This window comes from Candidatus Micrarchaeota archaeon (assembly GCA_028866575.1).
Lineage (GTDB): Archaea > Micrarchaeota > Micrarchaeia > Micrarchaeales > Micrarchaeaceae > UBA12276.
Window position 1 is genome coordinate 49,217 of record JAGWHU010000007.1, and the last position, 11,344, is coordinate 60,560.

An 11,344-nucleotide genomic window follows, 5' to 3' on the forward strand; every position below is an offset into this window, starting at 1 on the left:
ACGGGTTACATGGAAAGGAGGCTAACCGTATACACTGATGGCGCCGCGCGCGGCAATCCCGGGCCAAGCGCATCCGGATTCATGGTATATGAAGGGGGGAAGCTGCTTCACAGGCATTCGGAATACAACGGCAAATCGACCAACAACCACTCGGAGTACAGGGCTGTCGCTCTTGCGCTGAAGTGGTGCGTTGCCAACCTCGATGCTGAAGAGCTCCACGTTTCGCTGTATTCGGACAACGAGCTCGTCGTAAGGCAGCTCAATGGAAGGTACAAGATGAAATCCGAGTCGCTACGGCCGCTCAACGAGGAAATAAGGGAAACATCAAGGAAATTCGGGAAAATCGAATTCAGGAACGTGAGGAGGGAGAACATCTACATAGCAGCGGTAGACAGGTCCTTGAACGAGCTGCTTGACAGGATGGAGGACTGAGCTTGTGGCGCTGTCCGTCTTGATGATGTCTGTGATAAAATGGAAAAGAGGATAAAAATCGTGAACGAAAGTTCCAATGGCTCAGGCCCCAACTGGTCCGCGAGGATTGACAGGAGCATCAGCATGGGCAACGGCTCCTTCGGCATCAGAATAGACCTTGGCACAAAATCCCTGTATATGCACGGGAGAAAGGCATACGACTGGGAGATGGAAGACTATGTCGCTGCGATGGGAAGAAAGCCGCAGGACCTGCATTTTGTAACAATTAACGAGTATTACGGCACCGACAGCAATTTCCTGAACCTGATAAGGAGGAATGGCAGCGAAAAAAAGGTATTCATCGACGTGCCCAAGGACAAGAGCATCTCCGAGGCCTTTGAGGATGAGGTAAACAGGATGTACAACAACACCTTCCTGAAGAGGGTGCTGCTGCGGAACAAGGCCTGATGCATGCTTGGTTGTATTTGCGGCATATTGCCGCAACAGTAACTATAAATAAGACATAGGACGCAATTATTATGATATAGAGTGTAGACATGCCGGCAGCGAGCAAGAACCCAAAGGGAGATCACGAGGGCAAGCAGAAGTCCGAGGAGACGCAGAAGGCGGAGGAAGTGCACACAGTGGACATCGCGGCAAAGGAGCACTGGAAGAAGGGCAACTCCCTGTTTGAGGAAAGCAAGTTCGAGGAGGCGATAGGGGAGTACAACGAGGCGATACGCATAGACGCCAAGTATGCCGATGCGTATTTCAACAGGGCGCTTACGAAAAGGGTGACAAACGACTTCGACGGAGCGAAGAACGACCTGGAAATGGTCCTGAGCCTGCAGCCGAAGAGCGCGGACGCGCCTTTGCTCATAGGGGACATAGCCGAGAACGCCAACGACCTGCTCAGCGCCAAGTACTGGTACGAGAAGTCGCTTGCAAACAACCCGGATTATACGGAGGCGAAGAACAGGCTCGAGCACATAGATTCCCTGATGCACATGGATACTGACATAGCGGGCAAGCAGGGCACGCAGCAGGTGCAGGTGAAGAAGGAGGAGCAGAAGGACGTGATAGAGGAAGGGCAGATAAAGAAGGTGGCATTCCTCAAGTCTGACGTAAGGTTCGATGACGTGATAGGGCTTGAGAAGGTGAAGCGCTACCTGCAGGAAAACGTCGTCCTTGCGATAAAGAAGCCGGAGCTGTTCAAGAAGTACGGGAAGAAGCTGGGACTGGGCCTTTTGCTATACGGCCCTCCGGGCACCGGAAAGACATACATAGTCAGGGCGATAGCCGGCGAGGCTGGGGCCAACGTGATAATCGCAAGGGTGAACCAGATAGTCGACATGTACACAGGAAATACAGAGAAGAACCTACATGCAATATTTGAGCAGGCAAGGAAGAACACCCCGTGCATAATATTCTTCGACGAGCTTGACGCACTCGGGGTGAAGAGGGGCGGCGACGAGCCCGGAGGGGGCAACAGCTCGGCACTGAGGCTCGCGGTCAACCAGTTCCTCGTGGAAATGAGCGGCGTAGAGAGCAATCCGGAGGGCATATACGTAATAGGAGCAACCAACAACCCGTGGGACATAGACCCGGCGCTCAAGAGGAGCGGGAGGTTCGGGGACAGCGTCTACATAAAGCCCCCGAGCTATAAGGACAGGAGGAACCTGTTCAAGTACTATACCAGGAACAAGCCGATTGGCAACCTGAATTACGGGAGGCTGGCTAGGGCAACAATGGGATACTCCCCTGCGGACATAGAGAGAGTGGCTGACAAGGCCGCGATGCTGCCGCTGCTCCACGAGTACACCCTGAACATGAGCAGGGAATACAGCATGAAGGACGTACTTTCCATACTGCGCGACAAGGACTACAGCGGGAGCTCCCTTGACGAATGGTACGCGATGGTTAAGAAGGACGTCATAACCAAAACCGAGGTCCAGATAATAGACGGCAAGAAGCAGGAGATAGTGAAGGAGGGCAAGCTGGACCCCCAGGAGAAGATATTATACAAGACGATGGTGAGCGACATAAAGAGGAACACCAGCAGCATGGTCATATTCATAAGGAAGTTCGTGAGATGGTTTGCAGTCAACGCATTCTGATTCCAGGTCAAACAAAGCTTATCGCTATGCTGTTGCTAAGCCCGGCGTAATGCGCCGTAACTATAACGTTGCCTGCGGCTGTGCCGTATATGCTGCCTATCGCTATGCCGTTTGAGTTCGTGGTCGTGTTGCGCGAAAGCACGTAGTTGCCATTGCTTTCCGTGAAGTTCACGGTGGCGCCCTTCAGTGGATAGCCAAGGAGCGTGACGTAAGCCGTGAGCTGGTCTCCCTGGCCGCTTGCCTTTTGGGTGTAATTTAGTGCCGTCAGCTTGATCGAATACCTTGTGGTTACTATCGGCTGCGCGTGAGCAGCAAAGCTCCCGGAATAGGTTTGCTTCTCGCCGTTGGAGCAACTCTTGGGCGAAGTGGAAAGGCCGCAGTATGTGGCGTTGAGGTAAAGGTCCCCGGATGAAAGTTCCCCTATGCTTACGTACGAATTCAGGCTTAGCGTGCATATCATTGACCCGCCCTGGAGGACGAAGCTTGGAGAGCATGGCACTGCAGTCGTGTTGGCGCTATTCACCCGTGCGTAAATCTCCGGATTCGTTATGGGATACTGCTGTGAATTCGTGAGGAACAGAGCTATTACCGTATTGTGGGATATGGTATTTGTACCAACGATAACCTCGTTGCAGTATATGCTGCTTAGAAAGTTGCACGTGTCGCCCACGATCTTCTGCGGGGCATAAAGGTACAGGTAAAGCACCCCCATCACTATCCCAAGTATAAGTATCGCCCACCCGAAAGTGACCATGTATTCCATGGCTGCTTGTGCATTATTTTCATTACGCATATAACTTACTTTTGATTATATTTTTTTTATGACTATAGTAAAATATTTTAGAGATATTTTATTCTTATCCATAGACCAGATAGCTCTGCTAAAACATAAAAACCTATTTTTCCTACAAAATAATAATTAATCCGACAAAGCCCATTTTATCAAAATGTTTAAATATTTATTTGTGGTAAAATATATATACTAAAGTAAAAGAACTTGGATGAGTGTATGAGCCCTAAAATATGCCGTAATTATCCCGAATTTGTTAGGAAGATAACAAAATATTTGACAATACCCAGTTTGGTAATTATAGTGTTAGCATCGAGATTTGTTGAGGCAGGAAGTGTACCGTTAGTAACTGAAATAAATAATATTCAATTAGTACTTACACAAGTAGGTCCTGCATTAAGCGCTGTACTGTTTGTGTTGGCAGGCATATTCTATGCAATAGGGCAAATGTTGCCTCCAGACAAAAAAGCTAATTTTCACACTGCTGCAGTTAACATGATTATTGGTGCAATAGTTGTTGGGGTATTGAGTGTAGCATCGACGTCTCTTGCTATTGCATCCACGCATCTTATCGGTAACTTTACTTCTGGGAATTCTTTAATATAAATGGTGAATTTTTTGGCCCTTGGTTTTGGAGTATATACAATTGCAATAGCTTTGATATCAATAATGCTTTCTATAGCAGGCATGATTTTGGGTTTGGGTTATGCAATTGATGATAGGAAACTCAAAGAATTCGGGAAATCTGAAATTTATCAATCGGTTATAAATGGAGCCATAGTGGGAATATTAATAATTGCATTTGGTAGTGGTGGATTTTTTACTTTATTAATAAACAATATAACTGGAGGAGCTGCTATTACAGCTACATGCGAGCAAGCCATGAGCTCCAATTATGCGATATGTTTTGCTTACAATTATCTAGTAGGCTTACAGCCAGTAGGCATAAATGGTGCAAACTACCCTACACTTATAGACACATCAGTTGGCCTACTAGCTCCAGTTTCCGTGTTATACACTAGCTTGAGCCTTTTGGGTTCTATAAAACTTAGTTTGGGTGTAATAAGTATCGGCTTTTATAGTGCATTAAATCCGATTTTAACTGCACTGAATTATATAATAGAGATACTTACAGCGGCAATAATAAGCATAGAGGTGCAAGGAATTCTGCTAAAATTTATATCAATAATTGCAATACCTGTTCTTCTTCCAGTAGGCATACTGTTAAGGACAGTCTATGTAACTAGGAAACTTGGTGGTGCAGTAATGGCTATTGCAATTGGATTATATGCAGTATTTCCATTGACATACGTCTTGGATGCAAGCCTTGCAAATAGTTACATTACTAGTTTAAGTAGTGGATCGGTAAGTACTTTCATAGCTTCTGAAACAAATTCAAATAACAATATAATAAGTATGACGACTCAAATAAGCGAAAGCAACAAAAATGACACATTTGGATTTGTTAGTTACTTTACAAATGCAATAAATAATCTCGTAAAAGGATTTGATGGTTTTCTTAATCAACTTACAAGCATGGTAGCACTTATAATAATAGAGGTATTTTTCCTACCCGTTTTTAGCCTCATATTAACTGTGATATCAATAAGAGAACTTGCAAATATTTTAGGTTCTGAGATAAGTTTTGGGAAACTTTACATATTTTAGTGATATCTTGGAGCATGATATAAGGTTTTATGTGATTGCCAGTGTTCTAATATTACTAACTATAGCAAGTTTATTCACATTAAAATGGATTTTGATAATTGTAAGCTTAACAATTACCGGATTATCAATCGTATTTTACAAAATGTATTACATAATTGAAGCATCAATAATTAAAAGGACGGGAATAGTACAATTAATAGACGGGAATGAACTTAGTGGAGATAGGACAACCACAGTGAGAAGAGTAAAAGGTAATTTCATAGCCACTGCAGTTGCAATCCTCAAAAACAATTCTAAAGAACCAATAACAAGAGATAAAATAGAAAATATTTTGGAAAATTCACATTTTACATTCAGGTTCATTATGCAAATTGAACACATAGATGTCAACAAGTTGCTTGATAGACTTCAAACAAAAAGGAGCATGTTAGAAATAGAGTTAGATAAACTCAATGATCATGTAACTAAAAATAATTCCTTAAAAATAAACGTGTTAAAACGTAGAATAGATCAAATAAATCATGAATTGGACAGCATAAGTTCTGGAGGCACTCCATTGAAGATTTCACAATATATAATGACAAGTGCAATGGCTGCTAATAAATCCAGTGCACAAGAACAGGCAAAATCTCAATTGCGTGAATTAGTTAGTGAGTTTGGGGCGTTACTTGGAACATCATCGAATATAATGAGTGGCAACGAATTGCTTGAGCTTTTAAAATTCGATTCTATGGCGATTTGATGAATATAAATGAGAATTCAAATTCGAAAGAGGCAAGCAAAAGCATTTATTTAGGGCGAATGTCAGAGCCCTATTTTACTGATAGTGATAGAGGAATATACGTAGGTAAAAGCAAAATATACAAAATCCCGTTCTTTTTAGATCTTGATAACTTGATAAATAGAAACATGGCAATTTTAGGCATGTCGGGAGCAGGAAAAAGCTATTTCCTTAAAAGTTTCGTAATAAGAAGCGCTTTGCAGAGGAACTCATATGTATTGATAATAGATTGGAATGGAGAATATAATAGTGTGATAGAATTTCTAGGTGGGAAAAATTTAATTTTAGGAACTGATTTTAAAGTAAACGTATTCAAATTGTACGATCTAAAGAGCATAAAAAATATAAAAATTGTATCCGATTGTATAGTGCTTTCGCTAAATTTGAACGAAGAAGAAAGTTACATAATATATAATAAGATCTTATCTATGTGCTATCCTAATAGTGTAATCAAAAACCTGTCTGAATTGATTACAGGATTCAAAAATGATACGAATCCAGATTCTGAAAAACTTGCAAATAAGCTTTTACAGCTGAAAGAGAATCCCATGTTTGCAGAAGGAACTGATTTTGCCGTTGATGAAATACTGGATGGTATCATAAATATTGATTTTTCGATGCTCAAAGACAACGTGCAAAGAAATGATATATCGAGATCTATATTTATGATCATAATAGAACTGATGCACAACACGAAAATAGAAGCAAAAAAAGAAAAATTGATAATTCTTGATGAAGCATGGAGACTCATAAAGAATTCAAATGACGTTGGAGTACTTTATAGAGAGGGTAGAAAGTATGGGTTCTGCATTATTACTGCAACACAACTTGTGCAGGATATCGACAACGAAGTGATTTCTAATGCCGCATCCATAGTTATATTCAGATTACAGAATGAGGCAGACTATAGTCTTCTTCTAAATTCTGGGATTATAAGGGAGGAGGATAAAAAAATTATAATGCAATTACAAACTGGAGGTTGCATGTTTTCGATAGCATTCAAAAATGATAATAATCAAATATGTAAATTTTTTATAGAATCCACAGATGGAATCAGCACTAGTTTTTACAACATAAAAAGTGGTAAAATGAGGAGAAGAATATCTCATAGATTACTTATGGAATCCACAAGTAAATTGAATGCAAGCAATGAAATAAAAGAAAGGCTCATCGGATTCATTTCGGAAAACAATAGGGAACTGGATGATGTACATCTAGTGGCATTCATGGTGAATGCAGGCATTCCGAGATTAGAAATAGTTTATTACCTTAGACTTCTTGGACTAAAGGACGAGCATATAGTTATGGCATATAACAGCGCAGTCCGTATTTCTAAAACGTAGTGGTTTTATTATGGTAGAAAATGAAAGCATTTTCTTGAGTACATCTTTTCATGCAGCTGCAGCATTAAGGACAAACATGAGTTACGTAAAAGACATTCTTACATTGGTTCCGAATGCCAAAAAAATGGTTGATGGACCTATGTTAAAATATGAAATATCCATGGCTGACGGTGAAAGAAGCTTACTAGAATTATCAGACAGTCATATGAGTTTAAGGTTCTCAGCAAAAATGCAGAGTTCGTTGAAATACAAGACAAACTTTCTCAAATTTGTCTCATTAATGGCTTTACTTAAAGGTCAGTATACTGTTGATATTAGTACCATATATGATTATATAATAGAAGCGTTGGAACAAAATTGGCAGAATTCTTCACATGATCAGGGACAAGTAATAGAAGGCTTAAAAGAAAGGATAAATATATTAGATAAATCAAATTTTTCACTCGGTTTAAAGCTTATTGAAATGTCGAAGGAAATTAAACGCATTTCATCAGAAGTGTCTATTTATAAGGAATTTAGCGCTTCGGTAATGTCCAAAACATGCGAAATAAAAAATGGAAAGAAGACATACGACTATTCTACATTGATGCAATTCGGGGTTGACAGTCGGCTTGCAAAAAGTGTCGAAACGATGATCCGTGAAGGCTGATAGTATATGTATACACCCATACAAAGTACTAACTATGCTGGATATTATGGCCTAATAATGATACCTATAGGAATGGCCGTATATTTCATTATAAGATATGGTTCTGACTTAAGCACATCATACAATGGACTTTGTATAAATAGTGGCGAATATTTTATTGATAAGGAATACATAAGTGTGGATGAATTATATAGTACCATCAACGCAAGATTAAAGGAAAACGACCGTGTTTTCATAGTAAAAAATTTACCGCTGCGTATTAATGAGCTTTCATTTAAGCATTTGAATGTTTATGCATCATCTAAATCTGCTGTTTTGGATAACATGAATGACTATCTCCAAAATCTAATAGAATGCAATTTAGATGAAATGATGTGCAAGAACAATGTTATAATAAGAAAAGAGGACAACTTTTGTAAAAAATTTTCAGCAAGAATAGCATATGATGAATTTATAAATCATGGATCTTTCTCAATCAAGGACAAATTAGACAAATTCTTATATAAAAATGAGATAAGTGCAGAAAATGATTTAAGTTTGAAAGTTATTTCTAAAAGTAATATGATAAAGACAGTTTTTACTTTTAGCTATACACATCGCAGGGCTTTTGCTTCAAGATTTAATTTATTTGGATATGGCAACGGATTAATTTTTTTCATGATGCTGAACGACCTCGTTAGGGTAATAAATTGCTAACCATAGTCAATTACATAGCCAGATTCGGCCTGGCAATTGGAGTATTGCTACTTGACACAGGGATGCTTTTATGGCTTTTTGATAAATCCAATAGAAGAGCAAGCAACAAAATCGCAATGGATATGATTCGCGGCTCAATTACCTTGATAATTTTTGCACTTTTGGCATATATTTGGTGAGTGCCTGTTTGACGAGATAAAAATGATGTACAAGGAGCAAAGTGCATTTGATATTTTATTTTTATCTGTCGTGATGGGGCTGCTTACATCAATTTCGATTGCGGCATCCGCATTACAGCTTCATTATCTTGGTATATTGCAGAATGTTCCAAATTATCTTCACGTGATAATATTTTCATTCGTGTTTTTTTTATCGTTTGTAACATCTTTTGTATTCAAGTTTAGGATACATATACCAATCGAGAAAAAACTACTTTTGATAGTAGGCATATTTTTTTCTATCATTATCATTTACGTGATTTTATGAGCCATGGTATGAAATTTTATAGAATTTCGGAACTACCAAGCAAGAAAATAGACAGCAATAAGATATTCGAATGCATAGGAAAACAGAATTTTGTTCTGTTATACGATTTGGCAAATTCAACATCCATGTTGGGATTCATGCAAAAGGATTTCGAGGACATAGGGCTAAAAATGGAAAAATTCATTCCTGGGATGCACATGACAGAACTTGAATTTCATAAGCTAGACGGCAATTTAGATATCAAGGCATTTTCGATATATAGGAAGGTGGACAGATATGAAGATAAATTGTTTAACGATGTATTTAACTTACTGCCAACAATTAGTGTGTTAGGTATTCTTTTCGTACCTATAAGAGTTGAAGAGATCAACTACATTAAAAAGCACATAGAAGATGTCCTTAGTTCAAAAACAGTTAGGGAAACCGAATCATCATTTATGGTGCGCAATAAGTCAAACTCAACGTTGCAAAAGGAACTTTACTATGACTCAGAAGAAAAAATGATGCTGAATGACACACTTGAATCACTGAACAAATCAATATTGGGAAATAACCTTGTATATAAGATATTCCTTATTGCATCCGGTGACATAGTAGATTTGAGTCGTTATATAAAGACTAATTTTCTTATACTGGAAGAGTACAATTTTAATAAAGATACTATTGAGGCTGTTATACATCAGCTTTCTAATAAGCCTTCCCTTTCTTTTGGTACCGATTACGCCAAGGAGTTTATGAATTTCCATGGTTATTATGATGTGAATCATACGCTAACTACTTCAGCTCCTAAAAGCGGAAACGGGATTCGTATAGGCAAATTTGTCAAGGATGGTGTGTCTGAAACAGATTTTGATATAAACATAGAGCCATCGACGATTAATTTAGGCTTTATTATAACAGGGCTGCCGGGCTCTGGAAAGACGGTGGAAGCTATGTCAGTTTTGGATTCAATTATTTCCAGTAAGGCCACAAAGCCAACAGTATTTGTTATAACACCCACAAGCGAATGGAAAAATTTTGCACTATGCCATAAAATGCACTTCATAAAATTGTGCGATGATGACACTCCAATAAATTTTTTCAGACACCCAAAAACAGTAGGATCTGAAAAGTTTTACGGCAATCTTGCAATGATACTATCTGCTGCAGCAAATTCAGGACCTTACCAAAAGCCCATGGAAAAATGCATGCTTAGTGCATTCAGAAGAGTTTACATTACAAATAAGAATTACAATGACACCGAACCAGACCCGATAAAAGTATATGATGAAATAGAAGAATCGGTTACTAGATATCATGGCAAAAGGATTCCCAGCGGAATAAAATATACTAAACACGGCGAAAATATAAGATCAGGACTTGAAAATCTGCGTGGTATATTAAGCAAAAAACAATATTGTGTAAAGGAAGGCATAAGAATTGAGGATTTCATCGGAAGCGGCGCAATTTTTGACGTTTCTGGCGCAAGTTCTGGCACAAGAACACAATTATATGCGCTAATATTGAATCAGATTTACGCACTTACCGATGGCCTTGACATGGAAGGAGATAATGAGCTAAGGCTTGTTATATGCCTTGAGGAGGCCCAAACCATATTTGGAGATCCGTATTCTCCTGCTGTACAGGATATAAAGCAGCGGATACAGGATTTTAGAAAGCAGGGTATAGGACTCATCCTGCTTACCCACAATGTAAATGATATAGAGGCGGGTATCAGAAGGCTGTGCCAGATCAAACTGTACCTCAAACAAGCATCGGATATTGCACCGATAGCTGCTAAAGATCTGATATTCGCCTATGTAGACAACGATGAAGTGGTACTTAAGCTGAAAACGTTAAGCTCAAGGATAGGCGCATTCAGCAGCACTTCCAAATCAGGACATGAGAAAAGACAGCAAGACACTATTTTCATAAAAACTGAAACATATGTTCAAGAAAACTGCATCAATCCAAGCAATCTTATATCCAAATATATGGAAAAACTGAATATCAACACTGTAGAAGAAATAAAATGCACTATTGAGCTTAAGAGATTACCTGATTCAAAAGAGCTTAAGGAATGCACCATAATACTTAGATTTCTTGGTGAGGAGATATGGAGGGCCTTAATAGATAAGATGTCTGGATACGAAATTTGTCTTTTAAAAGGCAAAGATTATACAATACAAATACTTGATAAAAAGGGTAGGATCCTAAAAGACCTGCGTGTTTGCGGGGCACAGCATATATGTATTTATGCTTAATACATTATATTAATGACCTTCTCCACGACCTAAAGGTCGTGGTATCATTCAGGTAAGTGTTGTTTGCATAGATATATCTTGTTTTCGTATGTAATTCTGCAATGTTTTCTCGTCTCTTGGACCAACACTTCCGTTGCTGTACCCTGCAGTCCAGAAGTGT

General features: G+C 39.3%; 11 protein-coding genes. 10 read left to right on the top strand and 1 reads right to left on the bottom strand.

Annotation, left to right across the window (positions count from 1 at the left end; all coding sequences use genetic code 11):
• The first annotated feature begins 9 nt into the window (after positions 1–9).
• The 3 genes from KGI06_04770 to KGI06_04780 all read left to right on the top strand — a co-directional run bounded on the left by KGI06_04770 (position 10) and on the right by KGI06_04780 (position 2,528).
• Entirely contained in the window at positions 10–432 is a 423-nt protein-coding gene (locus tag KGI06_04770) for a ribonuclease HI family protein (protein ID MDE1871520.1), read from the top strand.
• Positions 433–471: 39 nt separating this feature from the next.
• Positions 472–879 carry a hypothetical protein gene (locus tag KGI06_04775; GenBank protein MDE1871521.1) on the top strand — a complete coding sequence of 136 codons (408 nt, stop codon included), beginning with the start codon at positions 472–474 and terminating at the stop codon, positions 877–879.
• A gap of 89 nt (positions 880–968) precedes the next feature.
• Positions 969–2,528, top strand: a complete 1,560-nt coding sequence (locus tag KGI06_04780; protein ID MDE1871522.1) for an AAA family ATPase — start codon at positions 969–971, stop codon at positions 2,526–2,528.
• Between the two features lie 7 nt (positions 2,529–2,535).
• Here KGI06_04780 and KGI06_04785 read toward each other — a convergent pair whose 3' ends face one another.
• Positions 2,536–3,321, bottom strand: coding sequence for an Ig-like domain-containing protein (locus KGI06_04785; GenBank protein MDE1871523.1), 786 nt, complete (start codon positions 3,319–3,321; stop codon positions 2,536–2,538).
• A 216-nt stretch (positions 3,322–3,537) separates the two neighbouring features.
• On the opposite strand from KGI06_04785, the gene KGI06_04790 reads away from it, so the two are divergent.
• From KGI06_04790 to KGI06_04820, 7 genes are all read left to right on the top strand, one after another.
• The gene (locus tag KGI06_04790) at positions 3,538–3,924 is read left to right on the top strand and encodes a hypothetical protein (protein MDE1871524.1); all 387 of its coding nucleotides are present in this window, start codon (positions 3,538–3,540) and stop codon (positions 3,922–3,924) included.
• Between the two features lie 12 nt (positions 3,925–3,936).
• The gene (locus tag KGI06_04795; protein ID MDE1871525.1) at positions 3,937–4,986 is read left to right on the top strand and encodes a hypothetical protein; all 1,050 of its coding nucleotides are present in this window, start codon (positions 3,937–3,939) and stop codon (positions 4,984–4,986) included.
• Positions 4,987–4,993: 7 nt separating this feature from the next.
• Positions 4,994–5,728, top strand: coding sequence for a hypothetical protein (locus tag KGI06_04800; GenBank protein MDE1871526.1), 735 nt, complete (start codon positions 4,994–4,996; stop codon positions 5,726–5,728).
• Positions 5,728–7,110 carry a DUF87 domain-containing protein gene (locus KGI06_04805; GenBank protein MDE1871527.1) on the top strand — a complete coding sequence of 461 codons (1,383 nt, stop codon included), beginning with the start codon at positions 5,728–5,730 and terminating at the stop codon, positions 7,108–7,110. The genes KGI06_04800 and KGI06_04805 overlap by 1 nt, the downstream gene beginning before the upstream one ends.
• A gap of 10 nt (positions 7,111–7,120) precedes the next feature.
• On the top strand, positions 7,121–7,759 hold the full coding sequence (locus KGI06_04810; protein MDE1871528.1) for a hypothetical protein: 639 nt from the start codon (positions 7,121–7,123) through the stop codon (positions 7,757–7,759).
• Between the two features lie 6 nt (positions 7,760–7,765).
• A complete protein-coding gene (locus tag KGI06_04815) occupies positions 7,766–8,455 on the top strand; it encodes a hypothetical protein (GenBank protein ID MDE1871529.1) in 690 nt (229 codons plus the stop codon).
• Between the two features lie 482 nt (positions 8,456–8,937).
• Positions 8,938–11,184, top strand: coding sequence for a hypothetical protein (locus KGI06_04820; GenBank protein MDE1871530.1), 2,247 nt, complete (start codon positions 8,938–8,940; stop codon positions 11,182–11,184).
• Positions 11,185–11,344: the final 160 nt, after the last annotated feature.

Bases quoted from the DNA above. Each gene is read 5' to 3' on its own strand.
- KGI06_04770 (MDE1871520.1), top strand. From the start codon at position 10: ATGGAAAGGAGGCTAACCGTATACACTGATGGCGCCGCGCGCGGCAAT.
- KGI06_04775 (MDE1871521.1), top strand. From the start codon at position 472: ATGGAAAAGAGGATAAAAATCGTGAACGAAAGTTCCAATGGCTCAGGC.
- KGI06_04780 (MDE1871522.1), top strand. From the start codon at position 969: ATGCCGGCAGCGAGCAAGAACCCAAAGGGAGATCACGAGGGCAAGCAG.
- KGI06_04785 (MDE1871523.1), bottom strand. From the start codon at position 3,321: ATGCGTAATGAAAATAATGCACAAGCAGCCATGGAATACATGGTCACT.
- KGI06_04790 (MDE1871524.1), top strand. From the start codon at position 3,538: ATGAGCCCTAAAATATGCCGTAATTATCCCGAATTTGTTAGGAAGATA.
- KGI06_04805 (MDE1871527.1), top strand. From the start codon at position 5,728: ATGAATATAAATGAGAATTCAAATTCGAAAGAGGCAAGCAAAAGCATT.
- KGI06_04810 (MDE1871528.1), top strand. From the start codon at position 7,121: ATGGTAGAAAATGAAAGCATTTTCTTGAGTACATCTTTTCATGCAGCT.
- KGI06_04815 (MDE1871529.1), top strand. From the start codon at position 7,766: ATGTATACACCCATACAAAGTACTAACTATGCTGGATATTATGGCCTA.
- KGI06_04820 (MDE1871530.1), top strand. From the start codon at position 8,938: ATGAGCCATGGTATGAAATTTTATAGAATTTCGGAACTACCAAGCAAG.